The organism is Mycobacterium sp. E3298, from assembly GCF_001666895.1.
Lineage (GTDB): Bacteria > Actinomycetota > Actinomycetes > Mycobacteriales > Mycobacteriaceae > Mycobacterium.
The window spans coordinates 1-24484 of the sequence record NZ_LZJB01000312.1 but is presented as its reverse complement, the minus strand read 5'-3'; the positions used below and the strand labels follow the sequence as shown (position 1 = coordinate 24484).

The window sequence follows — 24484 nt, the reverse complement described above, 5'->3', positions numbered from 1 at the left end:
ACACCGGGGCGATTCCGGCGTCGGTGGGGTCACCCTGGCCGTCCCGACAGGTCACCGGGGGCGTAGCGTCGACGGCGCGGTCGTGGTGGTGTTGGGGTTGGCCAGCTTGGTGGTGTAGGTGCGCGCGAACAGCAGCGACACCGACACCACGAGCGCGATTGCGGCCACTATCGCGGCGACCCCGACCACCCACGGCCAGCGCGGGGCGGCGTGTTCGTCCTCCGCCTCGTCCGACTCGTCGAAGGTGTCGTAGTCGTAGAGCCTGAGGTCGGCCGGCAGGTAGGGCCCGCTGATGAAGTGCTCGGACTCCGGGGCCGAATAGGCCCGGGAATAGGCGTCGGTCTGGCCCGTCTGGTCGGCCTCCGGCTCGGCGCCGTCGTCGAACGGTTCGAGCTCGTCGTCCGCCGTGGCTTCGTGGGCGTTCGCGGGCTCGTCGGCGGAATCCGGTTGGTGGGGAGCCTCGTTCACGGAATCGGGTTCCTCAGGTTCCCATTCCGGGGGTTTCGGCCCACTCATCTCTGCCTGCCCTGTCCGACTGCCTCACCAGCGCGCGGGGCCCCGCGGCCATACCGTTGCGCGCGCGCTTGAAAAATTGTCAATTGCCTGGGCAAAACACTACCGAACGCAGGGGGGCAAAGAAGTCTTGGCGAAGCGGCCACAGATCACGTGATCTGATTGTGACCTTTATGGATACGAATCAGTGCTTCTCGGGACCGACGTAGTACTCGAAGACCAATCCCGCGACCGACGCGAGGACGAACATCACGCCCGCGGCGATCAGCCACGGCAGCCACAACGCGATACCGACAGCGGAAACCGATGCCGACAACGCGATCAGGATCGGCCACCAGCTGTGCGGGCTGAAGAAGCCCAATTCACCTGCTCCGTCGCTGATCTCGGCGCCTTCGTAGTCCTCGGGCCGGGTGTCGATGCGACGCGCCACGAACCGGAAGAAGGTGGCCACGATCAACGCCAGGCCACCGGTCAGCGCCAGCGCGGTCGTGCCGGCCCACTCCTCGCCACCGGTGGCGAAAAGCGCTGTCAGCACGCCATAAAGCACCGCAACCAAAATGAAAAACCCGGCGACGAATTCGAAAAGCCTGGCTTCAATATGCATTTGGTGTCCTAACCTACTGGCTTCCGGCCAACTGACCGCGCTTGGTGTCGAACGGGTGGGTGGTCACCGCGAGCGGCGCCTGACCGATCGCCTGCAATGCCTGCGCGTTGCTCTTACCGTCGATCCGCTGCTGCAGGTAAGCCTTGAAGTCGTTGGGCGGCACCACCCGAACCTCGAAGTTCATCATCGAGTGATACGTGCCACAGAACTCGGCGCAGTGCCCGACGAAAGCCCCGGCCTTGCTGATGTCGTCCACCTGGAAGACGTTCACCGAGTTGTTCGCCTCGGCGTTGGGGATCACGTCGCGCTTGAACAGGAACTCGGGCACCCAGAACGTGTGGATGACGTCGGCCGAGGCCAACCGGAACTGAATGCGCTTGCCGGTCGGCAACACCAGCACCGGGATCTCGTCGCTGGTGCCCAGGATCTCGACCTTGTCGAAGTTCAGGTAGGTGCGGTCCGAGGTGTTGAGCCCGCGGACCGGTCCGACGAGCTCCTCACCGTGCGCGTCCTTGCCCTCGGGCTTGGAGACCATCGCGTTCTTGCGCGCCTGATCGACACCGTCGTAGGTCAGCGTGCCGTCCTTGAAGTCGACGCGCTGGTAGCCGAACTTCCAGTTCCACTGGAAGGCGGTGACGTCGACCACCACCTCCGGGTCCTTGTCGACGTGCAGCATCTTCTCCTGCACCACGACCGTGAAGTAGAACAGCACCGAGATGATCAGGAACGGCGTCACCGTGAGCACCAGCTCCAGCGGCATGTTGTAGCCGAACTGGCGCGGCAGCTCGGTGTCGGTGGCCTTCTTGCGGTGGAAGGCCGACGCCCAGAAGATCAAGCCCCACACGATCACCCCGACGACCAGAGAGGCGATCGTCGCCCCGACCCACAGCTCGCGGTTGATCTGGGCCTGCGGGGTGATGCCCTTGGGCCAGCCGAGGCCCAGCACGTCCGACCAGCTGCATCCGCTCAGGGTGACCGCCAACACGCCGAACGTCGCGGCCAGCGCCAGCGGCCGCAGACGACGGGACCGACCCCGCCGAACGCCCCCGGAACGGCGGCCAGAAAGGCTGTCAAACCTGCCCTGCGACAAACGTTGCGAACGGGCCTGCTCGCGAGGTGTCACGTTGGCGCCTCCTGCTCGGATATCGAATACTACGCAGCGTAGACCACGCCGCTGACCCGAGCGACGAAACCCCGGCCCACCGGCCCCGCACGACGTGCCGGGTGCGACCGCCACGGGCGTGCCCGGAGTGCGGCATACTGGGGCGCCGTGTGTGGTCTGCTGGCGTTTGTCGCCGCCCCGGACGGTGCCGGCGCCGACGCCGCCGCCCGGGCCGACGGTGCGATCGCCCGCGCGTCGCATCTGATGCGCCACCGCGGCCCCGACGAGCCGGGCACCTGGACCGACCCGGGCGCCGACGGGGCCGTCGTGTTCGGCTTCAACCGGCTGTCGATCATCGACATCGCGCATTCGCACCAGCCGCTGCGGTGGGGTCCGCCGGAGGCGCCCGACCGCTACGTGCTGGTGTTCAACGGCGAGATCTACAACTACCTCGAGCTGCGCGACGAGCTGGCCACCGCGCACGGCGCCGCCTTCGCCACCGACGGCGACGCCGAGGCCATCGTCGCCGGATACCACTACTGGGGCGCCGACGTGCTCACCCGGCTACGCGGCATGTTCGCCTTCGCCCTGTGGGACACCGCCACGCTCGAATTGTTCTGCGCCCGAGACCCATTCGGCATCAAGCCGCTCTTCATGGCGACCGGCGCCGGGGGCACCGCGGTGGCCAGTGAGAAGAAATGCCTGCTGGACCTCGCCGAACTGGTCGGGTTCGACACCGGGATCGATCGGCGGGCCGTGCAGCACTACACCGTGCTGCAGTACGTGCCCGAGCCCGAGACGCTGCACCGCGGGGTGCGCCGGCTCGAATCGGGCTGCTACGCGCGGATCACGGCCGGGCGGCCGCCGGAGGTCACCCGCTATTTCGTGCCGAGGTTCGCCGCGGTGCCGATGAGCCGGGACACCGAACAGGTCCGCTACGACGAGATCACCGCGGTGCTCGAGGACTCGGTGGCCAAGCACATGCGCGCCGACGTCACCGTCGGGGCGTTTCTGTCCGGCGGCATCGACTCCACCGCGATCGCGGCGCTGGCCATCCGGCACAACCCCAAGCTGATCACCTTCACCACCGGTTTCGAGCGGGAGGGTTTCTCCGAGATCGACGTCGCGGTGGCCTCCGCCGAGGCGATCGGCGCCCGCCACATCGCAAAGGTGGTGCACCCGGACGAATTCGTCGCGGCCCTGCCCGAAATCGTCTGGTATCTCGACGAACCGGTGGCCGACCCCGCGCTGGTGCCGCTGTTCTTCGTCGCCCGTGAGGCCCGCAAGCACGTCAAGGTGGTGCTGTCCGGGGAGGGGGCCGACGAACTGTTCGGCGGCTACACGATCTACCGGGAACCGTTGTCGCTCAAGCCGTTCGACTACCTGCCGCGGCCGCTGCGGCGGTCGATGGGCAAGGTGTCCAAGCCGCTGCCGGAGGGGATGCGGGGCAAGAGCCTGCTGCACCGCGGCTCGCTGACCCTCGAGGAGCGCTATTACGGCAACGCCCGCAGCTTCTCCGACGCCCAGCTGCGCGACGTGCTGCCCGGCTTCCGCGAGGAATGGACCCACACCGACGTCACCGCTTCGGTGTACGCACAGTCGAAGGGCTGGGACCCGGTGGCGCGCATGCAGCACATCGACCTGTTCACCTGGCTGCGCGGCGACATCCTGGTCAAGGCGGACAAGATGACGATGGCCAACTCGCTGGAGCTGCGGGTGCCGTTCCTGGATCCCGAGGTGTTCGCCGTCGCCTCGCGGCTGCCCGTCGAGGCCAAGATCACCCGCACCACCACCAAGTACGCGCTGCGGCGGGCGCTTGAGCCCATCGTTCCCGCGCACGTGCTGCACCGGCCCAAGCTCGGGTTCCCGGTGCCGATCCGGCATTGGTTGCGCGCGGGCGAATTGCTGGACTGGGCCTACGGGTTGGTGGCGTCCTCGCAGGCCGGTCACCTCGTCGACCTGCCGGCCGTAGGGCGCATGCTCGACGAGCACCGCAACGGCGTCAGCGATCACAGCCGCCGGCTGTGGACGCTGCTGATCTTCATGCTCTGGCACGCGATCTTCGTCGAACACAGCGTGGTGCCGCAGATCAGCGAGCCGGTCTACCCCGTCCAGCTCTGAGGGTTCTGCCCCCGCCGCATCCCCTCCAGCTCTGAGGCCGTCGGCTTTACGAAGAGCGTGCGATGAGGGCTTCGAGCGTGCGTCCTGGGCGGAGATTTCTCGAATTTCGCGCCCTCAGCGCACGCGCGAAGCCAAGAGCGCACACTCGATTAGGCGGCCAGGTTCAGGCCAGCACCGCGGCGATCTCGTTGGCCGCGTCGTCGCCGTAGGCGCCCGCCAACCGGCTCACCGCGGTCTCGCGGTTCCAGTCCCAGTTCTGCGTTCCGGTGGATTCCAGCACCAGCACGGCGACCAGCGAACCCAGCTGCGCGGAGCGTTCCAGGCTCAGGCCGGCGCTGCGTCCGGTGAGGAAGCCCGCGCGGAACGCGTCGCCGACGCCGGTGGGGTCGGTCTGGCTGGTTTCGGGCACCACGTCGACGTGGGTCGTCGTGCCGTCGGGCTCGACGATGTCGACGCCCTTGGGTCCCAGCGTGGTCACCCGCAGCCCGACCTTGCCCTGCACGTCGGCTTCCGACCAGCCGGTCTTGTTGAGCAGCAGCTCCCACTCGTAGTCGTTGGTGAACAGGTAGGCGGCCCCGTCGACGAGCTTGTCGATCTCGTCACCGGACAGGCGGGGCAGCTGCTGGGACGGGTCGGCGGCGAAGGCCAGGCCCAGCTTGCGGCACTCCTCGGTGTGCACCACCATCGCGTCAGGGTCGTTCGCCCCGATGATCACCAGGTCCGGCTCGCCGATGGACGACACCACGTCGGCGAGCTTGATGTTGCGGGCCTCCGACATCGCGCCGGGGTAGAACGACGCGATCTGGGCCATGTCCTCGTCGGTGGTGCAGGTGAAGCGCGCGGTGTGCGCCGTCTTCGAGATGAGCACGTTGTCGCAGTTGACGTTGTGCGACTGCAGCCAGTGCCGGTAGTCGTCGAAGTCGTCGCCGGCCGCGCCGACCAGCGCCACGTCACCGCCGAGCACGCCGATGGCGTAGGCGATGTTGCCCGCCACGCCGCCGCGGTGGATCACCAGGTCGTCGACCAGAAAACTGAGCGATACCTTCTGCAGATGCTCAGCCAGCAGGTGTTCGGAAAACTTGCCGGGGAACCGCATCAAATTGTCGGTCGCAATCGAACCTGTCACCGCGATCGTCACGAATGTCTCCGCCCTTCGTTAGTAAGGTTATCTAGCTTACGCACGCGCCTGGACCGTTGCTGTGTCCACCGTCGGCGCGAAGCGGTGCGCTAGCCTCCCTAGGGAACTCGCTCAAGTCGCCGGGACACGATGCTCGGTCGGGGTATACCGCACCCAGCCCGTCGATACGTCCCGTCTACCACCGTAGGAGACCACGATGGCAGGTCCGCACTCGCCGAACCACACCGTCGGCGGCAGCGGACCCGAGCCAGCGGAGTCTCAGCCGCTCGAGTTTCCCGACGACCCCCGCGCCGGTGGCGCGGCCCCCGCCGATTATGCCGGGCAGGCACCGCCGCCGATGCCCTACCCGCAGCGGCGGTCCAAGCGGCGGTTGATCATCGGCCTGCTGTTGGCCGTGGCCCTGGTGGCGGCCCTGACCGTGGCGATCGTCTACGGCGTGCGCACCAACGGGGCCAACACCGGCGCCACGTTCTCCGAGGGCGCCGCCAAGACGGCGATCCAGGGGTATCTGGACGCCTTGGATCACCGCGACATCGAGGAGATCGAACGCAACGCGCTGTGCGGCATGTACGACGGCGTCCGCGACAAACGGTCCGACCAGGCGCTGGCCAAGTTGAGCAGCGACGCGTTCCGCAAGCAGTTCTCCGAGGTCGAGGTGACCTCGATCGACAAGATCGTCTACCTGTCGCAGTACCAGGCCCAGGCGCTGTTCACGATGAAGGCGTCGCCCGCGGCGGGGGGCCCGATGCGCGGTGAACTGCAGGGCGTCGCCCAGCTGCTGTTCCAGCGGGGCCAGATCATGGTGTGCTCGTACGTGCTGCGCACCGGCGGCTCGTACTGAGCGGGCGTTACCCGGTCAGTTGAACGAGTCGCCGCAGGCGCAGGACCCGGTGGCGTTGGGGTTGTCGATCGTGAAGCCCTGCTTCTCGATGGTGTCGACGAAGTCGATGGACGCGCCCTCCACGTACGGCGCGCTCATCCGGTCGACCGTCAACGTCACGCCGCCGAAGTCCGCGGTCAGGTCGCCGTCGAGCGTCCGGTCGTCGAAGAAGAGGTTGTAGCGCAGGCCTGCGCACCCGCCAGGCTGGACCGCGATCCGCAACGCCAGGTCGTCCCGCCCCTCCTGGTCGAGCAGGGACTTTGCCTTGGTGGCGGCGGCCTCGGTCAGGATCACGCCGTGCGTCTTGGCGTTCGACTCGTTTTGCACCGTCATTGCTTCTCCTACATGCCTCTCGTTGGCTGGGTCTTCAGGCTGGGCCCGAGAAAGTCCACTAGCTCAACGGTACCTTGCAGGACCGCTATTCCCGAGTCGCGAGGCCACGACGGATGCCAGACCCATGAGCTGATTGGCCGCGTCGGCCTGCGCCAGCCGCACCGAGCCGGCGTGCTCGGCGATGGAAAGGGCGGCCATGATGCCCGCCGACCGGACCGTGGCGTTGTCCAGTCCCACCTGGCCGGCCAGCACGATCACCGGCACTCCCCGCGGCCGGGCGGCGTCGGCGAGATAGCCCACCACCTTGCCGTGCAGCGACTGCTCGTCGAACCGGCCCTCCCCGGTGACGATCAGCTCCGCCATGTCCAGGTCGTCGGCCAGGCGGGTGTGATGGGCGATGATCGCCGCGCCCGACTCGCACCGGCCGCCCAGCGCCAGCAGCCCGGCGCCGATGCCGCCGGCCGCGGCCGCGCCCGGTTCGGAGCTCACGTCGCGGCCGGCGACCGCTTCCAGGATCAGCGCCCACGCCTGCAGGCGGACCTCCAACGCGGCGACGGTGACCGTGTCCGCGCCCTTCTGCGGGCCGAAGACCCTGGCCGCACCCCAGGGCCCGAGCAGCGGGTATTCGGTGTCGGAGGCGGCGATGAGCTCCACGTTGGCCAGCTGGCGACGGGCGGAGTCCAGGCCGCCGAGTTCGGCGATCATGCCCTGCCCGCCGTCGGTGCAGGCGCTGCCGCCCAGCCCGACCACGATGCGCGTCGCCCCGGCCCGCAGCGCCTCGGCGATCAGCTGCCCCACTCCCCTGCTGTGGGCCGCCATCGCCGTCTCCGGGGTGGGCGGACCGCCCAGTAGGGCCAGGCCGCACGCCTGCGCGCATTCCAGATAGGCGGTCGTCGTGGCGGGGTCGAACACCCACGCGGCCTCGACCATGGTGGACAGCGGACCGGACACCCGCAGCCGCCGGGCCTTGCCCAGCCGGCTGGCGAGCACCTCGACGAATCCGGGGCCGCCGTCGGACTGCGGGGCGACGATGAACCGATCGCCCGGCCGGCATCGGGTCCACCCCGTCGCAATGGCCGCGGCGGCCTCCACGGCCGTCATGCTGTCGCCGTAACAATCGGGGGCGACCAGGACGAGCATGGCCGGCAGCTGCAGACGGCCGGGAGCGAGGCCCAAAGCAGCATCATCCGAGGCCATGGTGCCGTCGTCCATCACAGGCAGCCGTTCATCACTGGTAAGAGTAGGGCCAACCGAGGCGCTGACGCAGGTCTAATAGCAAGGCATTCCAAGCCAATTCCGGGGCGGCTCATTCGCGAAGTAACCTGGCCTCTGTGAAGTTGATGGGCCGTAAGAAGGGCCAGGACGAGGACCTTGACGAGGGCGCTGCCGCGCTCGATGCCGGCGGCGCCCCCGAGACGACGTCGCGTGGCGGGCGTGGGACGAGCCCCAAGGGCCGGCCCACGCCGAAGCGCAACGAGGCGCGGCGCACCGCGCGGAAGGGTCCGGTCGCGCCCGCACCAATGACCGCGTCCGAGGCGCGGGCCCGCCGCAAATCGATGGCCGGTCCCAAGCTCAGCCGCGAAGAGCGCAGGGCCGACCGGGCCGCCAACCGCGCCAAGATGACCGATCGCCGGGAGCGCATGATGGCCGGCGACGAGGCATACCTGCTGCCGCGCGACAAGGGCCCGGTCCGGCGCTACGTGCGCGACGTGGTGGACGCCCGGCGCAACCTGCTGGGCCTGTTCATGCCGGCGACGTTGTTCTTGATGTTCGCCCTGTTCACCACCCCGCAGCTGCAGCTCTACGTCTCCCCGGCGATGCTGCTGCTGATGGCGGTGATGCTGGTCGACGGGCTGCTGCTGGGCCGCAGGGTGAGCAAGCTGGTGGACGCGAAGTTCCCGGACAACACCGAAAGCCGTTGGAAGCTGGGCCTGTACGCCGCCAGCCGGGCCTCGCAGATGCGACGGCTGCGGACCCCGCGGCCCCAAGTCAAGCGCGGCGCCGATGTCAAGTAGGCCCGCCTGAGCGCGGCGCGCACGCTGGTGCTCGGCGGGATCCGATCGGGCAAATCCCGGTGGGCCGAGGACGCCATCGCCGCGACGCTGCCGGCGGGCCGTCCGGTTTGTTATCTGGCCCCCGGCCCGGCCGGCGACGACGATGCGGGCTGGGCGGACCGCGTCGCCGAGCACCGCGGCCGCCGGCCCGGCCATTGGTCGACGGTCGAAACCGGCGACATCGCAGGCCAATTGCGCGCGGCGCCGGACACCCCGACCCTCGTCGACGACCTGGGCTCCTGGCTCACCGGCACGCTGGACCGCCACCACGGGTGGGACGGCGGGTCGGTCGCGGCGCCCATCGAAGCCATGCTCGCCGCCGTCGGCGCCTTCAACTCCACGCTGGTGCTGGTCAGCCCCGAGGTCGGGCTGACCGTCGTGCCGCCCACCGCGTCCGGGCGCCGGTTCGCCGACGAATTGGGCAGCCTCAACCAGCGCGTCGCCGAGCTCTGCGACCGGGTGGTGCTGGTGGTCGCCGGGCAGGCGGTGCCGATCAAGCCGTCGGTGACGTGATGGAGTTCGCCCCGGTGTCGCCGCCCGACTCGGGCGTCGCCGCCGCCGCCCGCGCCCGCCAGGACGAACTGACCAAGCCGCGGGGGGCGCTGGGACGCCTCGAAGACCTGTCGGTGTGGATCGCGTCGTGCCAAGGGCATTGCCCACCAAGGCAATTCGAACGCGCCCGGGTGGTGGTGTTCGCGGGTGACCACGGTGTGGCGCGGTCCGGGGTGTCGGCCTACCCGCCGGAGGTGACCGCGCAGATGGTCGCCAACTTCGAGGCCGGCGGCGCGGCCATCAATGTGCTGGCCGACCTCGCCGGCGCGACCGTGCGCGTCGCGGACCTGGCGGTTGACGGTGACGCACCGGCGGACCGGATCGGCGCCCACAAGGTGCGGCGCGGCAGCGGCGACATCGCCGTCGAGGACGCGTTGTCCGAAGCCGAGACCCTCGCCGCGATCGCCGCGGGCCGGGCCATCGCCGACGAGGAGGTCGACGCCGGGGCCGACCTGCTGATCGCCGGGGACATGGGCATCGGGAACACCACCCCGGCCGCGGTATTGGTGGCGGCGCTGACGAACGCGGAGCCGGTCGCGGTGGTGGGCTTCGGCACCGGGATCGACGACGCCGGCTGGGCGCGCAAGACGGCCGCGGTGCGCGACGCCCTGTTCCGGACGTCGCGCGTGCTGCCGGACCCGGTGGCGTTGCTGCGCTGCGGGGGCGGCGCCGACCTTGCCGCGATGGCGGGCTTCTGCGCGCAGGCCGCGGTGCGGCGCACCCCGCTGCTGCTCGACGGGATGGCGGTGACGGCCGCCGCCCTGGTGGCCGAGCGGCTGGCGCCCAACGCCCGGCTGTGGTGGCAGGCCGGCCATCGGTCCACCGAGCCCGGTCATGCGCTGGCGCTGACCGAGCTCGGCCTCGAGCCGATCCTGGACCTGCGGATGCGGTTGGGCGAGGGCAGCGGCGCGGCGCTGGCGCTGCCGGTGCTGCGCGCCGCGGTGGCGACGCTGTCGTCGATGGCCACGTTCACCCAGGCCGGCGTGTCCGATCGGGCCGCTCCCCCGCCGTGATGCGTTCGCTGGCAACGGCTTTCGCGTTCGGCACGGTCCTGCCCGTCCCCCGTTCGCGCGGTGCCGCGATGGGCCGCGGCGCCATGACGGCGCTGCCCGTGGTTGGCGCAGGCCTTGGTGCGCTCGCCGCCGCGGTGACGTGGGGCGGGGCTCACGCCTTCGGGCCGTCCTCTGCGCTCTCGGGCCTGCTCGCGGTCGCGGCGCTGCTGTTGGCGACCCGCGGCCTGCACATCGATGGTGTCGCCGACACCGCCGACGGGTTGGGCTGTTACGGGCCGCCCGAGCGCGCCCTGGCGGTGATGCGCGACGGGTCGACCGGCCCGTTCGGCGCGGCGGCCGTCGCCTTGACGGTCACGCTGCAGGGGCTGGCGTTCGCGGCGCTCGGGGCGGCGGGCAGGCCGGGGCTCACCGGCATCGCCGTGGCGGTCGCCGCCGGCCGGGTGGCCGCGGTGGTGGCCAGCCGACGGTCGGTGCCCGCGGCCGCGGGCAGCGCGCTGGGCGCGCGGGTCGCGGGCAGCCAGCCGGTGGCCGTCGCGGCCGGCTGGGTCGCCGCGCTGCTGGTCGCCGCGCTGGCGGCCGGACCGCGGGCGTGGCAGGGGCCGGTGGCGGTGCTGGCGGGCCTGGTCTGCGGCGCGGTGCTGGTGCGGCATTGCGTGCGCCGATTCGGCGGCATCACCGGCGACGTGCTGGGCGCGGCGATCGAGCTGACCACGACGGTGAGCGCCGTGGCGCTCGCCGGGCTGGTGCGGTTCTAGCGGGCGAGCGCCCGGCTCGCCGGCGAGTGTGAAGTATCTTCACGCTCGCGGCCGAACGTGAAACCAACTTCACGGCCGACGACCCGGCGAGGGCCTAGCCCAGCCGCGCCATCCAGCCGTGGGTGTCGGCGAACGTCCCGCGCTGGATCCCGGTCAGCGTGTCGCGCAGCGCCATCGTCACCTCGCCCGGCTGGCCGTCGGCGACGGTGAAGTCGGTGTCGCCGTACTTCACCTTCGAGACCGGGGTGATGACGGCGGCGGTACCGCACGCGAACACCTCGGTGATCTCGCCGGCGGCGGCCTTCTTCTGCCATTCGTCGATGTCGATCTTGCGTTCCTCGACCGAGAAACCGGCGTCAATTGCCAACTGCAGCAACGAATCCCGGGTGATCCCCGGCAACAGCGAACCGGACAGCTCCGGGGTGACCAACCGCGCCGACCCGCCGCTGCCGAACACGAAGAAGATGTTCATGCCGCCCATCTCCTCGACGAAGCGCCGTTCGACGGCGTCCAGCCACACCACCTGGTCGCACTGGTGGGCGGCGGCCTCGGCCTGCGCCAGCAGCGAGGCGGCGTAGTTGCCGCCGAACTTCGCCGCGCCGGTGCCGCCCGGGCTGGCTCGCACGTAGTCCGTCGACACCCAGACGGTGACGGGGTTGATGCCGCCCTTGAAGTAGGCGCCGGCCGGTGACGCGATCAGCAGGTACCGATACCGCTTGGATGGCCGCACGCCCAATCCGGGCTCGGTGGCGATCATGAATGGGCGCAGATACAAGGCATCTTCGCCGCCGGCCGCGGGGACCCAGGGCTTGTCGACGGCAATGAGCTGGCACAGCGAGCCCATGAACAGTTCGTCGGGCAGTTCGGGCATCGCGAGGCGCCGCGCCGACGACCGCAACCGCGCGGCGTTGGCCTCGGCGCGGAACGACACGATCGAGTCGTCCGCCCAGCGGTACGCCTTGAGCCCTTCGAAGATCTCCTGCGCGTAGTGCAGCACGATCGCCGAGGGGTCGAGTTCGATCGGGCCGTACGGGATGACCCGCGCGTCGTGCCAGCCCCGCTCGTCGTCGTAGTCGATCGACACCATGTGGTCGGTGAAGTGCTTGCCGAAACCGGGCTCGGCCAGGATGGATCCACGTTCGGCGTCGGTCGCGGGGTTGGCCGAACGCGAAACCGTGAACTCGAGGGAGCCGCTGGTCATGGGGCGATTGTATATCCGCCTGCGACCGGGCTTTTCATCTGAAGCGGCGGCACTAACGGGTCTTCGCTTCGACGAAGGGCGGCCGCACGACTTCGCACTCCGCGGCGCGCCCGCGAATGTCGACGGTGACCCGCTGGCCGTCCTCGACCTCGGCGCCGGCGTCGATGAGCGCCAGCGCGATGCCGACTTGCAGCGTCGGGGAGAAGGTTCCCGAGGTGGTGACCCCGACCGGCGCCTCGCCGGCGAGCACCGTCAGACCGGGCCGCAGCACACCGCGGCCGACCATCCGCAATCCGCGCAGCAGCCGTCGCGGCCCGGCCGCCTTCTCGGCCAGCAGCGCGTCCCGGCCGAAGAACGCGTCCTTCTTCCATCCGATCGCCCAGCCGCATCGGGCCTGCAGCGGCGAAATGTCCAGCGCCAGTTCGTGCCCGTGCAGCGGATAGCCCATCTCGGTGCGCAGCGTGTCGCGGGCGCCCAGGCCGGCGGGCTCGCCGCCGGCGGCGCCGACCGCCGCGGCCAGCGCGTCGAACACCACCGCCGCGGATTCCCAGGGCGGCAGCAGCTCGTAGCCGTGCTCCCCGGTGTATCCGGTCCGGCACACCCGCACCGGCACCCCCTCGTAGGAGGCGTCGGCGTAGCCCATGTAGTCCATGTCGGTCGGCAGCCCCAGCCCGCCGAGCACGTCCGCCGCGCGCGGGCCTTGCACCGCCAGCACCGCGTACGAGCGGTGCTCGTTGGTGATCGTCAGACCTGTCGGGGCCGCCGCCTGCAGCGCCTCGACCACCGCGGCGGTGTTGGCGGCGTTTGGCACCAGGAAGATCTCGTCGTCGCCGACGTAGTAGGCGATCAAGTCGTCGATGACACCGCCGGATTCGTTGCAGCACAAGGTGTATTGGGCCTTGCCCGGGCCGATGCGGCGCAAGTCGTTGGTGAGCGTCGAGTTGACGAATTCGGCGGCGCCCGGCCCGCGGATCAACGCCTTGCCGAGGTGGCTGACGTCGAACAGACCGACCGCGTTGCGGGTGGCGTTGTGCTCGCTGACGGTGCCGGCATACGACACGGGCATGAGCCAGCCGCTGAACTCGGCGAAACTGGCCCCCAACGCGCGGTGGCGGTCTTCCAACGGGCCATGCTGTAGGTCATCGGTCACGACGGTTCACCCTAATCGCGGGTGCTGGCACACTTGGGTGGGTGGTCGATTCCCCGGACTTCGCGGCGCTGGAGGCCGCCGGGATCGCGAACGCGCGCGAGCGGGCCGACCTGATCAAGTACCTGGACGAACTCGGCTTCACCGTCGACGAGATGGTGGAAGCCGAACAGCGTGGGCGGCTGTTCGGCCTCGCCGGTGACGTGCTGCAATGGTCGGGGCGCCCGGTCCACACGATCGCGACAGCGGCCGAACAACTCGGCCTGACGGCCGAGGAGGTCACCCACGCGTGGGGTTTGCTCGGCCTCACCGTGGCCGGCCCCGACGTTCCGGTGCTGAGCCAGGCCGACGTCGACGCGCTGGCGACCTGGGTCGGCCTGAAGACGGTGGTGGGTGAGGACGGCGCGTTCGGATTGCTGCGGGTGCTCGGCGCGGCGATGGCCCGGCTCGCGGAGGCCGAGTCCACGGCCATCCGGGCCGGGACGCCGGACATCCAGATGACCTACACCAACGACGAACTCGCCACGGCGCAGGCGTACCGCGCGGTGGCGGAGTTCGTCCCCCGGATTTCGGCGCTGATCGACGTCGTCCACCGGCATCATCTGACCGGCGCCCGAACCCACTTCGAGGGCGTCCTGCGCGACACCTCGGCAAGCGTGGTGTGCGGCATCGGTTTCGCGGACCTGTCCGGTTTCACCGTGCTCACCCGCGCGCTCACCCCCGCGCAGCTTTCGGCGTTGCTCAACGAGTTCGCCGGCACCGTCGCGGACGTGGTGCATCGCGACGGCGGCCGGGTGGTGAAGTTCATCGGCGACGAGGTGATGTGGGTGAGCGCGTCGCCCGAACGCCTCGCCAAGGCGGCGGTGGACCTGGTCAACCATCCGCGGGCGCGCGAGGAGGGCCTGCAGGTGCGCGCCGGCCTGGCCTTCGGCTCCGTCCTGGCGATCAACGGGGACTACTTCGGCAGCCCCGTCAACCTCGCGGCGCGTCTGGTCGGGGCCGCGGCCCCGTGCCAGATCCTGGCCGATTCGGCGCTGCACGAACGCCTGCCGGACTGGCCGGCGACGCCGCGGGGTCCCTTCGAGCTCAAAGGTTTTGACACCCCCACGATCGCCTTCGAGCTGCACGGTCGGGACGCCGCCGGTCTCGGCTCGGCCTCCGGCGATTAGGGTGAATGCCCGTGACCGCCGATTTGAGCTACGACAGCCCCTCCGTCAACGTCGCCACATCGCTGCCGAAACGCGGGGCGGGCTCTTCGGTGTTGATCGTGCCCGTCGTCTCGACCGGCGACGAGGACAGACCGGGGGCGACGGTGGCCCCGGGCGAATCGCTGCTGCCGGCCGAGGCGGTCACCGAAATCGAGTCCGGGCTGCGCGCACTGGACGCCACCGGCGGCAGCGAGCAGGTCCACCGCCTGGTCGTGCCGTCGCTGCCGGTGTCCAGCGTGCTGACGATCGGCCTGGGCAAGCCGCGACCCGAGTGGCCCGCCGACACCGTCCGGCGCGCGGCCGGCGTGGCGGCGCGGTCGCTGGGCACCGCCGAGGCGGTGTTCGTGACGCTGCCCGGCGACTTCAGCGCCGACGTCTGCTCGGCGGCCGTCGAGGGCCTGATCCTGGGCAGCTACCGGTTCACCGACTTCCGCAGCGGAAAGACCGCGCCGAAAGACAACGGGCTGCGCAAGATCACCGTGCTGTCCGCCTCGAAGGACGCCAAAGCGGCCAGCGCGCACGGCGCCGCCGTGGCGACCGCGGTCGCCACCGCCCGCGACTTCGTCAACACACCCCCGAGCCACCTCTTTCCCGCCGAATTCGCCCGACGCGCAAGGGCTTTGGGTGAGTCGGTCGGCCTCGAGGTGGAGGTGCTCGACGATAAGGCGCTGCAGAAGGCGGGCTACGGCGGGGTGATCGGCGTCGGCCAGGGTTCGTCGCGGCCGCCGCGGCTGGTGCGGCTGACCCACCGGGGCTCGAAGCTGGCCAAGAAGCCGAAGCAGGCGAAGAAGGTCGCGCTCGTCGGCAAGGGCATCACGTTCGACACCGGCGGCATCTCGATCAAGCCGGCGGCGTCGATGCACTACATGACCTCGGACATGGGCGGCGCGGCCGCGGTCATCGCCACGGTGGCGCTGGCCGCGCAGCTGCGGTTGCCGATCGACGTGATCGCCACCGTGCCGATGGCCGAGAACATGCCGTCGGGCACGGCGCAGCGGCCCGGTGACGTGCTGACGCAGTACGGCGGCATCACCGTCGAGGTGCAGAACACCGACGCCGAGGGCCGGCTCATCCTGGCCGACGCCATCGTGCGGGCGTGTGAGGACAACCCCGACTACCTGATCGAGACCTCCACGCTGACCGGCGCCCAGACGGTGGCGTTGGGCGCCCGGATCCCCGGGGTGATGGGCAGCGACGAGTTCCGCGACCGGGTCGCCGCCATCTCGCAGCGGGTGGGCGAGAACGCCTGGCCGATGCCGCTGCCCGACGAACTCAAAGACGACCTGAAGTCCACGGTGGCCGACCTGTCCAACATCAGCGGCCAGCGCTTCGCCGGCATGCTGGTGGCCGGGGTGTTCCTGCGCGAATTCGTCGCCGACGGCGTCGGCTGGGCGCACATCGATGTGGCCGGCCCGGCGTACAACACCAGCGGCCCGTGGGGATACACGCCCAAGGGCGGCACCGGCGTGCCGACCCGCACCATGTTCGCGGTGCTCGAGGACATCGCCGAAAAGGGCTAGCAAACGGCTAGCGCCTCAGCTGACGCGTCGAACGTCACGCCAGGGTGACACTGGCGCTCGAACGTCACGCCAGTGTGACGTTCGACGGCTAGCGCTTACCCGTCATCACCGAGAACACGGCTCGCTGCACCGTCCGGCGCGGCCAGCCGGTCGCGCCATCCGCCGCCAGCGCGGCGTTGGCCGCGTTGCGCCCGCAGGCGCCGTGCACCGACCCGCCCGGGGTGGCCGACGCACTGCCCAGATACAGCCCCCGCACCGGGGTTTCGGCCCGGCCCATGCCGGGCGCCGGGCGAAAGATCAGCATCTGCTGCAGTTGCGCCGTGCCACCGTTGAGCGCACCCATGTGCAGGTTGGCGTCGCTGGCCTCCAGGTCTGACGGGCGCTGAACGCACCGGTCCACGACCGCCGAACCGAAACCCGGCGCGTGTTCCTCGATCACCCGGTCCACCGCCTCGGCGAGCCGATCGGCCGACGCGTCGTCGGCCACGTTGCGCGGCAGATGCGTGTAGGCCCAGACACTTTCGGTGCCGTTCGGGGACCTGGTCGGATCGGCCGTGGTGGTCTGGCCCAGCAACATGAAGGGATGCTCGGGCACCACCCGGGTGTTCAGGTCGGCCATCCAGCGGACCAGCCCGTCACCGTCGGCGCCCAGATGGACGGTGCCCACGCCCTGCAGGTTCTTCGCCCGCCACGGAACGGGCGCTCCCACGGCGTAGTTGACCTTCACCACCGGTGGGTCCCAGATGAAGTGCTCGAGGTCGCGTAACAGCTTGGGCGGCAACGCATCCGGCGGCAGCATGTCGCAGAACAATCGCGGGGCCGTCACGTCGGCGACGATAGCCCGCCGCGCCGCGACCGTGCGCCCCTCGGCCGTAATCACCCCGACCGCGCGGCCATCCCGCACCTGGATGCGGGACACGTTCTGGTTGCACTCGATTCGCGCGCCCGCGGAGCGGGCACGGTTGACCAGGGCGGCCGTCAACTGCCCCGAGCCCCCGACCGGCACCGGCCACCCGCAGTCCTGGGCCAGCATCGTCATCAGGAATCCCATGGCGCCGCTGATCGGCGCGTCCGGCGGGACGTCGGCGTGCATTGCGTTGCCCAGCAACAACACTCGCGGCGCTTCGCCGGCGAACAGCTCACTCGCCATGGTGTTGGCGGGCTGCACCAGCAGGCGCGCCACCCGGAGCGCGTCCGACGTGCCGAGCCTGGTCAGCAGCCGCAGCAGGGGGCGCACGGGCGGGAAGGGCGCCAACATGGCGTCCAGCAGCGGCGCCTTGATCCGCTCCCACAAATGAACCAGGCGCCACCAGTTTTCGCCGTCGGCGGGCACCCGGCGGGCGAATTCCGCCGCGGTGCGCGCCGGGTCGTGATACACGATGGGCGGGTCGTCGTCCGCCGCGCTGCGCGGATGCGCCAGCACCACCGGGGCGTGCGACCAGCGCAGGCCGTGATCCTCCAGGCCCAGGGCGGCGATCGCCGGCGAGGCCACCGTCATCGGGTAGTACGAGCTGAACAGGTCGGTGATGTATCCCGGCGTGAGCTCGGCGCTGCGAACCGCGCCGCCGGGTTCGGGCTGGGCTTCCAGCACCAACACGTCCCAGCCCGCGTCGGCCAGCATCGAGGCGGCGACCAGGCCGTGGTGTCCCGCCCCGATGACGACGGCGTCGGCGGTGTCCCGCACGCTCATTGCACCTGGCTGGGCACCTTGCGCTCCGCCAGGGCCCCCAGCCGCCAGAGGCACTCCTTGTTGCGCGGATAGGCCGCGGCCAACGCGACGGAATCGGGGACGGCCCCCATCGGGCCTTCGACGGGCACCTCGATCATCTCCACCCGGCAACCCTGCGGTGTCTCGTGCAGCAGCATCGTGATCCGCGCGGCGCCCAGCGGCCCCAGGCGGGCGCACAGCACCAGCTTGTGCGGCGGCTCGCTCTCCTCCACCACGGTCGCGTCGTTGATCACCAACGGCCAAATCCCGATCGAGTGCCTGATCGAGGACCCGGGCTCCGGCCAATTCGGATCGACGGCCCGCATGCGGCTGTTGCCCACCACCCACTGGGTGTAGGTCCACCCTTGGGCCAGCACTTCCCACACCCGCTCGCAAGGCGCGGCCACGTCCCGCGTCGCAATCAGCACCTGGTTCCCCCTCTCGGTCACCGCGGCGGAATACCCATCAACGGGCCGCTGAATCCGGCGGATACGGGGTTTACCGGCCCTGTCCAGCGGCTAATCTCCCGGGGTCGAAAACCTGTACGAAGGAAGGCGAGATCGTGACAGTGCGACGGTTGATCCTGGCCGTGGGCGCCGTGCTGCTGCTGGCCGGCGTGATCGGGCTGTTGGCGCCGGTGTCGATTTCCGACGGCAACGGCCATTCGATCGGGTGCGGAAACGCGGTCGCCACGGACCTGTCCGCGGCCAGAAGCGCCAACAACAACAGCGTGGCGAACATCCCGATCCTCAACCAGGTCGTCCCGCACACCGACTATGTGGCGCAGTGCCAGTCGTCGGTGGGCAGTCGGCGCACGTGGTCGATCCCGCTGGCGGTCGTCGGGCTGCTCGCGATCGCCGGCGCGCTGTTGACGGGCCGCCAGGGCGCGGCGCGAGCGGGAACCTGAGCCCCCGGGTCAGATCACGCGCAGGCGCGCCGCGTTCCGCAGCCCTTGCGGCGCCAGGCGCGAAAGGCCATACAGCGCATAGGCTTCCGGCGCGACCGGGCGGATCGGCTTCTTCTTCTGGACCGACGACAGGATCGCGTTCGCGACCTTCTCGGGTCCGTAGTGCCGCAGGGCGAACATCTTGCCGAGCTGGCCCCGCCGACCGTCGACCTGTTCGCCCTTTCCGGCGGGCGCGTCGAAGCGGGTGGTGTTGATGATGTTGGTGTCGATGACCCCCGGGCAGATCGTCGTCAGCCCGACGTCGGCGGCGTCGAGCTCGGCGCGCAGGCAGTCGGAGAACATGTAGGTCGCCGCCTTCGACGTGCAGTAGGCGTTCAGCGACTGCAGCGGGGCGTAGGCGGCCATCGACGAGACGTTGACGATGTAGCCGCCGGTGCCGCGCTCCACCAGCCGCCGCGCGAAGGATCGGCACCCGTTGACCACGCCGCCCAGGTTGACGTCGAGCACCCGGTCGAATTGCTCGGCCGGGGTGTCGAGGAATCCGCCCGCGTGTCCGATGCCGGCGTTGTTGACGACGATGTCGGGGACCCCGTGCTCGGCGCTGACCCGCTCGGCGAACGCCTCCACGGCATCGGCGTCGGACACGTCGAGCACGTAGGCGTGGGCGACGCCGCCGCGGGTGGCGATCTCGGCTTCCGTGGCCTTGACGGCCGCTTCGTCGATGTCGCTGATGACCAGTTCGGCGCCCTCCCGCGCGAAGGCGAACGCCGTCTCGCGTCCGATTCCGCTGCCGGCGCCGGTGACCGACACCAGGGTGTCGCCGAAGGCCCCGCGGGGACGCCCGACCTGGGCGCGCAGCAGCGCGCGGCTCGCCGGCTTGCCCTCGGCCCAAACGGCGAACTCGTGCACCGCGGCGGCCATCACCTGCGGGTGGGACATCGGCGAGAAGTGGCCGGCCCTGATGTCGCGCCGCCACAGCCTCGGCACGAACCGCGGCGTGTGGTCGTAGCCATAGGGCCGCACGTACTTGTCCCTGGTGTTGACGATCAGTTGCACCGGCACATCGACGACACGGATGCCCTGCCCGCGGCCGGAGAACGAGCGAAAGTAGTTGGCGGGATAGGTCTTCACCGAACGGGCGGCGTCGCGCGCCAGCTGCGGCGAGTGGTGGATCTGCTCGACCGGGATGTTGTCCACGGCGTTGCGCCGCAGCGCGGGAATCGACATCGTCAGCCGCAGGAACAGGGGCGCGAGCACCGGGATCGAGAAGAACAGCATGTAGCTCAATCGCAGCGCCTGGCTGACCGATCGCACAAACCGGCGCGGGCGCCACGGTTGCCGCAGGCCGCTGAAGATGTAGTCGACCAACTGCTCCTGGCTGGGGCCGGACACCGACGTGAAGGTGGCCACCCGGTCACCGGCACCGGGCCGCTTCAGGTATTCCCAGATTCCAACCGAGCCCCAGTCGTGGGCCAGCACATGCACGGCCTGGCCGGGGCTGAGCTCGCCGGTGACGGCGGCGAAGTCGTCGGCGAACCGCTCCATCGTGTAGGCCGACACCGGCTTGGGCGCCGAAGACAGGCCGACGCCGCGGTTGTCGTATCGCAGGATGCGGAACCGGTCGGCCAGCAGAGGGACGACCCCGTCCCACAGCACGTGGGAGTCGGGAAAGCCGTGCACCAGCACGACCGTGGGGCCGTCGGGATTCCCCTCTTCGTAGACAGCGATTCGCGCGCCGTCGGCGCTGTCGACGAAATGCTGCGGTAGCCATTGTGTTGCCGGCATCTTCGACCTCCCCGCTCAACTGCAGTGGCCACACCGTAGCAAGGGGGTTCGGGAAGTCCCGGGAACGTCCGCCCTGGATGTGTGCCGGCGCGGACGCAGTGACAGGATAGTTTTGGATAGCTACTTTTCAGCGGCTAGCGATGTGTTCGACCCACCCCGACCCACGAGCGATCGAGGAGTCAAAGACGATGGCCTTCTCCGTCCAGATGCCCGCACTCGGTGAGAGCGTCACCGAGGGGACGGTCACCCGCTGGCTCAAGCAGGAAGGCGACACGGTCGAACTCGACGAACCCCTCGTCGAGGTGTCCACCGACAAGGTCGACACCGAAATCCCGTCGCCCGCCGCGGGTGTCCTGACCAAGATCGTCGCCCAGGAGGACGACACGGTCGAGGTGGGCGGCGAGCTGGCCGTCATCGGCGACTCGTCCGACGGCGGCGGTTCGCAGGCGGCCCCGCAGGCGCCCAGCCAGCCCGAGCCGCAGGCCGAATCCGCCCCACCGGCCCAGCCCGAGCCCGAGCCGGAGACGGCCGCCCCCGCCCAGCCCGAACCCGAACGCGCGCCGCAGAGTTCGGGTGGCGGCGACGCGACCCCCGTGCTGATGCCCGAGCTGGGCGAATCGGTGACCGAGGGCACGGTCACCCGCTGGCTGAAGAAAGTCGGCGACTCGGTCGGCGTCGACGAGGCGCTGGTCGAGGTGTCGACCGACAAGGTCGACACCGAGATCCCCTCACCGGTGGCCGGCGTGCTGGTCAGCATCACCGCCGAGGAGGACGCCACCGTGCCGGTCGGCGGCGAGCTGGCGAGGATCGGCACCGGCTCCGAGGCCGCGTCCGCCCCCACTCCCCCGCCGGCTCCCAAACCGGAACCCAAGCCCGAGCCGGCGCCCGAAGCACCCAAGGCCGAAGCACCCAAGCCCGAAGCGCCCAAGGCCGAGCCGAAGCCCGAACCTCAGCCGGTGTCCCAGCCGGCGCCCGCGCCGAAAGCCCAACCGGCGCAAGCGCAGCCGGCCGCCGAGCCCAGCGGCTCGGGCCCGGACGGTGCGCCGTATGTGACCCCGCTGGTGCGCAAGCTGGCCACCGAGAACGGCGTCGACCTGACCGAGATCACCGGCACCGGAGTCGGTGGCCGCATCCGCAAGCAGGACGTGCTCGCCGCCGCGGAGAAGAAGCAGCAGGCCCAGAAGGCGCCCGCCCCGGCCCAGGCGCCCGCCGCGGCCCAGGGCCAGGCACCCGCCGCCGACGGCAAGCCCGCCCCGGCGGCCGCGCCCACCCCGGCGCCGGCGTTGGCGCACCTGCGCGGCACCACGCAGAAGGCGAGCCGGATCCGCCAACTCACGGCGAACAAGACCCGGGAATCCCTGCAGGCCACCGCCCAGCTCACCCAGACGCACGAGGTCGACATGACCCGGATCGTCGGACTGCGGGCCAGGGCGAAGTCCGCGTTCGCCGAGCGCGAGGGGGTCAACCTGACCTTCCTGCCGTTCATCGCCAGGGCGGTGATCGATGCGCTGAAGATCCACCCCAACATCAACGCCAGCTACAACGAGCAGACCAAGGAGATCACCTACTACGACGCCGAGCATCTAGGCTTCGCCGTCGACACCGATCAGGGGCTGCTCTCCCCCGTCATCCACAACGCCGGCGACCTGTCGCTGGCCGGGCTGGCGCGGGCCATCGCCGACATCGCCGCGCGCGCCCGGTCGGGCGACCTCAAGCCCGACGAACTGTCCGGCGGCACCTTCACGATCACTAACATCGGCAGCCAGGGCGCCTTGTTCGACACCCCCATCCTGGTGCCGCCGCAGGCGGCCATGCTGGGCACCGGGGCGATCGTGAAGCGGCCCCGGGTGATCGTCGACGAATTCGGCAACGAGTCCATCGGCGTCCGCTCCATCTGCTATCTCCCACTGACCTACGACCATCGGCTCATCGACGGCGCTGACGCCGGACGCTTCCTCACCACGATCAAGCACCGGCTCGAAGAGGGAGCGTTCGAGGCCGACTTGGGTCTCTAGGAGGACTGGCGAACCGTGGCCAAACCCGTCATCGCGATCGCGGGTTCATCCGGCCTGATCGGATCCGCCTTGACCGCCGCCCTGCGTGCGGCCGACCACCGGGTGCTGCGCATCGTGCGCCGGGCACCGTCGAACTCCGACGAGCTGCACTGGAACCCCGAGAGCGGCGAATTCGACGTCGACGCGATCAGCGACGTCGACGCCGTCGTCAACCTGTGCGGCGTCAACGTCGGCCAGCGCCGCTGGTCGGGCGCCTTCAAGCAGGGCCTGCGGGACAGCCGCATCGCCCCCACCGAAGTGCTGGCGCATGCCGTCGCCGACGCCGGGGTGGCGACCCTGGTCAACGCCAGCGCGGTGGGCTACTACGGGGACACCAAGGACCGCGTGGTCGACGAAAACGACCGGGCGGGAAAGGGTTTCCTGGCCCAGCTGTGCGAGGACTGGGAGGCCGCGACGCTGCCGGCCCAATACGGTGGCGCCCGGGTGGTGCTGGCCCGCACCGGGCTGGTGTTCTCCCCGGCGGGTGGCGCGCTGGGGCGGTTGCGGCCGTTGTTCCGGGCGGGCCTGGGGGCGCGGCTGGGCAGCGGCCGTCAATACATGTCGTGGATCACCCTGGAGGACGAGGTGCGGGCGCTGCTGTTCGCGATCTCCAACACCGCGCTGTCCGGCCCGGTGAACATGACCGGGCCCGCGCCGGTCACCAACGCCGAATTCACCACCGCCTTCGGCCGCGCGGTCAACCGCCCGACCCCGCTGATGGTGCCGGGCTTCGCGGTGCGGGCCGCGCTCGGCGAGTTCGCCGACGAGGGCGTGCTCATCGGCCAGCGCGCGATCCCCTCTGCGCTGGAGCGGGCGGGTTTCGAGTTCCACCACAACACCATCGGCGAGGCGCTCGGCTACGCCACCGCCCAGCGCGACCACGACTAGCGGCGATCGCAAGCGCGGCGCAGCCGGGCGAAGCGGGTCGCCGCCATCGGGCTAGCGGCGATCGCAAGCGCGGCGCAGCCGGGCGAAGCGGGTCGCCGCCATCGGGCTTAGCGGCGATCGCAAGCGCGGCGTCGCGGCTTGCCTGCCCGGCGAGTAGCGTCGCGAACGTGATCGATTCCATCCGGTCCAGCCGGGCCGCGATCGACGTCCGCCAGCTCGGAACCGTCGAATACCGCACGGCCTGGCAGTTGCAGCGCGAGCTGGCCGACGCCCGGGTCGCCGGCGGCGGCGACACGCTGCTGCTGCTCGAGCACCCGCCGGTCTACACCGCGGGACGGCGCACCGAGCCGCACGAACGACCGGTGAACGGCACGCCCGTAGTCGACACCGACCGGGGCGGCAAGATCACCTGGCACGGCCCGGGGCAGCTGGTCGGCTATCCGATCATCGGCCTGAGCGAGCCGCTCGACGTGGTGAATTACGTGCGGCGCCTCGAGGAGGCGCTGATCAAGGTGTGCGGCGACCTGGGCCTGGAGACGTGCCGGGTGCACGGCCGGTCCGGGGTGTGGGTGCCGGGCGGTGCCGGGCGGCCCGACCGCAAGGTCGGCGCCATCGGTGTGCGGGTCTCGCGGGCGACCACCCTGCACGGGTTCGCGCTCAACTGTGACTGCGACCTCGACGCGTTCGGCACGATCGTGCCGTGCGGCATCACCGACGCCGACGTGACCTCGCTGTCGGCCGAGTTGCGGCGCCCGGTGGCTGTCGGGGACGTCCGCGCGGCCGTCGCAAACGCCGTCTGCGACGCCCTCGACGGGGTCCTGCCGGTCCGGGAACACCCCGGCACGCGCGTAGCATCAGCGATGTGACTGTCGCACCCGAAGGCCGCAAGCTCTTGCGCCTGGAGGTCCGCAATGCGCAAACCCCGATCGAGCGCAAGCCGCCGTGGATCAAGGTGCGGGCCCGGATGGGGCCCGAATACACCCAGCTGAAAAGCCTGGTGC

Annotated in this window: 22 protein-coding genes and 2 pseudogenes; 13 read left to right on the top strand and 11 right to left on the bottom strand. The window is 70.4% G+C overall.

The genetic code is table 11. The features are described 5' to 3' along the window. Positions 1–72: 72 nt before the first annotated feature. The 3 genes and pseudogenes from A9X05_RS29775 to A9X05_RS14750 form a co-directional block, all read right to left on the bottom strand. Positions 73–516: pseudogene (locus A9X05_RS29775) on the bottom strand (hypothetical protein); the annotation flags it as partial. Positions 517–697: 181 nt separating this feature from the next. After that, the gene (locus A9X05_RS14755) at positions 698–1117 is read right to left on the bottom strand and encodes a cytochrome c oxidase subunit 4 (protein WP_067758493.1); all 420 of its coding nucleotides are present in this window, start codon (positions 1115–1117) and stop codon (positions 698–700) included. A gap of 13 nt (positions 1118–1130) precedes the next feature. Further along, complete coding sequence (locus A9X05_RS14750) at positions 1131–2240, bottom strand: cytochrome c oxidase subunit II (RefSeq protein ID WP_082950223.1); 1110 nt, start codon at positions 2238–2240, stop codon at positions 1131–1133. Positions 2241–2387: 147 nt separating this feature from the next. On the opposite strand from A9X05_RS14750, the gene asnB reads away from it, so the two are divergent. Then, positions 2388–4340 (top strand): asparagine synthase (glutamine-hydrolyzing), encoded by a 1953-nt coding sequence (gene asnB, locus A9X05_RS14745; protein WP_067782308.1) that lies wholly within the window; start codon positions 2388–2390, stop codon positions 4338–4340. Positions 4341–4503: 163 nt separating this feature from the next. Here asnB and A9X05_RS14740 read toward each other — a convergent pair whose 3' ends face one another. Then, the gene (locus A9X05_RS14740; protein WP_067749733.1) at positions 4504–5478 is read right to left on the bottom strand and encodes a carbohydrate kinase family protein; all 975 of its coding nucleotides are present in this window, start codon (positions 5476–5478) and stop codon (positions 4504–4506) included. A gap of 196 nt (positions 5479–5674) precedes the next feature. On the opposite strand from A9X05_RS14740, the gene A9X05_RS14735 reads away from it, so the two are divergent. Continuing rightward, positions 5675–6319: a hypothetical protein gene (locus A9X05_RS14735; RefSeq protein WP_067782305.1), complete on the top strand. Its 645-nt coding sequence runs from the start codon at positions 5675–5677 to the stop codon at positions 6317–6319. A gap of 15 nt (positions 6320–6334) precedes the next feature. Here A9X05_RS14735 and A9X05_RS14730 read toward each other — a convergent pair whose 3' ends face one another. Beyond that, positions 6335–6691: an iron-sulfur cluster assembly accessory protein gene (locus A9X05_RS14730; RefSeq protein ID WP_067281389.1), complete on the bottom strand. Its 357-nt coding sequence runs from the start codon at positions 6689–6691 to the stop codon at positions 6335–6337. Between the two features lie 63 nt (positions 6692–6754). Further along, a complete protein-coding gene (locus tag A9X05_RS14725) occupies positions 6755–7831 on the bottom strand; it encodes a glycerate kinase (protein ID WP_067749737.1) in 1077 nt (358 codons plus the stop codon). Positions 7832–8022: 191 nt separating this feature from the next. Here A9X05_RS14725 and A9X05_RS14720 point away from each other — a divergent pair, with 191 nt between their 5' ends. From A9X05_RS14720 to A9X05_RS14705, 4 genes are read left to right on the top strand one after another with little or no spacing between them, the layout of a single operon-like run. Continuing rightward, on the top strand, positions 8023–8706 hold the full coding sequence (locus A9X05_RS14720; RefSeq protein ID WP_067749729.1) for a DUF3043 domain-containing protein: 684 nt from the start codon (positions 8023–8025) through the stop codon (positions 8704–8706). A 24-nt stretch (positions 8707–8730) separates the two neighbouring features. Beyond that, positions 8731–9258, top strand: coding sequence for a bifunctional adenosylcobinamide kinase/adenosylcobinamide-phosphate guanylyltransferase (locus A9X05_RS14715; RefSeq protein ID WP_231969113.1), 528 nt, complete (start codon positions 8731–8733; stop codon positions 9256–9258). Further along, positions 9255–10310 carry a nicotinate-nucleotide--dimethylbenzimidazole phosphoribosyltransferase gene (gene cobT, locus A9X05_RS14710; RefSeq protein WP_156736722.1) on the top strand — a complete coding sequence of 352 codons (1056 nt, stop codon included), beginning with the start codon at positions 9255–9257 and terminating at the stop codon, positions 10308–10310. Before A9X05_RS14715 ends, cobT begins: the two co-directional genes overlap by 4 nt. Then, the gene (locus A9X05_RS14705; protein WP_067749724.1) at positions 10307–11065 is read left to right on the top strand and encodes an adenosylcobinamide-GDP ribazoletransferase; all 759 of its coding nucleotides are present in this window, start codon (positions 10307–10309) and stop codon (positions 11063–11065) included. Before cobT ends, A9X05_RS14705 begins: the two co-directional genes overlap by 4 nt. 94 nt (positions 11066–11159) lie before the next feature. Here the strand turns inward: A9X05_RS14705 and A9X05_RS14700 are convergent, their stop codons facing one another. Beyond that, positions 11160–12266 (bottom strand): branched-chain amino acid aminotransferase, encoded by a 1107-nt coding sequence (locus A9X05_RS14700; protein ID WP_067749722.1) that lies wholly within the window; start codon positions 12264–12266, stop codon positions 11160–11162. Between the two features lie 52 nt (positions 12267–12318). Further along, positions 12319–13416, bottom strand: a complete 1098-nt coding sequence (gene gcvT, locus A9X05_RS14695) for a glycine cleavage system aminomethyltransferase GcvT (RefSeq protein WP_067749720.1) — start codon at positions 13414–13416, stop codon at positions 12319–12321. A 41-nt stretch (positions 13417–13457) separates the two neighbouring features. Here gcvT and A9X05_RS14690 point away from each other — a divergent pair, with 41 nt between their 5' ends. Beyond that, a complete protein-coding gene (locus A9X05_RS14690) occupies positions 13458–14582 on the top strand; it encodes an adenylate/guanylate cyclase domain-containing protein (RefSeq protein ID WP_067749718.1) in 1125 nt (374 codons plus the stop codon). 11 nt (positions 14583–14593) lie between these two features. Further along, positions 14594–16141 carry a leucyl aminopeptidase gene (locus A9X05_RS14685; RefSeq protein WP_197499065.1) on the top strand — a complete coding sequence of 516 codons (1548 nt, stop codon included), beginning with the start codon at positions 14594–14596 and terminating at the stop codon, positions 16139–16141. Between the two features lie 88 nt (positions 16142–16229). Here the strand turns inward: A9X05_RS14685 and A9X05_RS14680 are convergent, their stop codons facing one another. Together A9X05_RS14680 and A9X05_RS14675 are read right to left on the bottom strand one after the other, a co-directional pair. Beyond that, positions 16230–17831: an NAD(P)/FAD-dependent oxidoreductase gene (locus tag A9X05_RS14680; protein WP_067782293.1), complete on the bottom strand. Its 1602-nt coding sequence runs from the start codon at positions 17829–17831 to the stop codon at positions 16230–16232. Beyond that, complete coding sequence (locus A9X05_RS14675; protein WP_067749735.1) at positions 17828–18277, bottom strand: SRPBCC domain-containing protein; 450 nt, start codon at positions 18275–18277, stop codon at positions 17828–17830. Before A9X05_RS14675 ends, A9X05_RS14680 begins: the two co-directional genes overlap by 4 nt. Before the next feature lie 134 nt (positions 18278–18411). On the opposite strand from A9X05_RS14675, the gene A9X05_RS14670 reads away from it, so the two are divergent. Further along, on the top strand, positions 18412–18756 hold the full coding sequence (locus A9X05_RS14670; protein ID WP_067782291.1) for an aminopeptidase: 345 nt from the start codon (positions 18412–18414) through the stop codon (positions 18754–18756). A 9-nt stretch (positions 18757–18765) separates the two neighbouring features. On the opposite strand, the gene A9X05_RS14665 is transcribed toward A9X05_RS14670, so the two are convergent. Next, entirely contained in the window at positions 18766–20541 is a 1776-nt protein-coding gene (locus A9X05_RS14665; RefSeq protein ID WP_067782288.1) for an SDR family oxidoreductase, read from the bottom strand. Between the two features lie 188 nt (positions 20542–20729). Here A9X05_RS14665 and sucB point away from each other — a divergent pair, with 188 nt between their 5' ends. The 4 genes and pseudogenes from sucB to A9X05_RS31090 all read left to right on the top strand — a co-directional run. Then, entirely contained in the window at positions 20730–22556 is a 1827-nt protein-coding gene (gene sucB, locus A9X05_RS14660) for a 2-oxoglutarate dehydrogenase, E2 component, dihydrolipoamide succinyltransferase (protein ID WP_067782285.1), read from the top strand. Positions 22557–22571: 15 nt separating this feature from the next. Next, positions 22572–23483: a TIGR01777 family oxidoreductase gene (locus tag A9X05_RS14655; RefSeq protein ID WP_067782282.1), complete on the top strand. Its 912-nt coding sequence runs from the start codon at positions 22572–22574 to the stop codon at positions 23481–23483. A gap of 167 nt (positions 23484–23650) precedes the next feature. Then, positions 23651–24349, top strand: a complete 699-nt coding sequence (lipB, locus tag A9X05_RS14650) for a lipoyl(octanoyl) transferase LipB (RefSeq protein ID WP_067758007.1) — start codon at positions 23651–23653, stop codon at positions 24347–24349. After that, a pseudogene (locus A9X05_RS31090) lies at positions 24346–24484 on the top strand (lipoyl synthase); the annotation flags it as partial. The gene lipB and the pseudogene A9X05_RS31090, both read left to right, overlap by 4 nt.

What these genes read in the sequence shown, in the direction of transcription:
- A9X05_RS14730 (WP_067281389.1), bottom strand. Translation starts at nt 6,691, where the DNA reads ATGACGGTGCAAAACGAGTCGAACGCCAAGACGCACGGCGTGATCCTG.
- A9X05_RS14725 (WP_067749737.1), bottom strand. Translation starts at nt 7,831, where the DNA reads ATGCTCGTCCTGGTCGCCCCCGATTGTTACGGCGACAGCATGACGGCC.
- A9X05_RS14755 (WP_067758493.1), bottom strand. Translation starts at nt 1,117, where the DNA reads ATGCATATTGAAGCCAGGCTTTTCGAATTCGTCGCCGGGTTTTTCATT.
- A9X05_RS14735 (WP_067782305.1), top strand. Translation starts at nt 5,675, where the DNA reads ATGGCAGGTCCGCACTCGCCGAACCACACCGTCGGCGGCAGCGGACCC.
- sucB (WP_067782285.1), top strand. Translation starts at nt 20,730, where the DNA reads ATGGCCTTCTCCGTCCAGATGCCCGCACTCGGTGAGAGCGTCACCGAG.
- A9X05_RS14665 (WP_067782288.1), bottom strand. Translation starts at nt 20,541, where the DNA reads ATGCCGGCAACACAATGGCTACCGCAGCATTTCGTCGACAGCGCCGAC.
- A9X05_RS14680 (WP_067782293.1), bottom strand. Translation starts at nt 17,831, where the DNA reads ATGAGCGTGCGGGACACCGCCGACGCCGTCGTCATCGGGGCGGGACAC.
- A9X05_RS14700 (WP_067749722.1), bottom strand. Translation starts at nt 12,266, where the DNA reads ATGACCAGCGGCTCCCTCGAGTTCACGGTTTCGCGTTCGGCCAACCCC.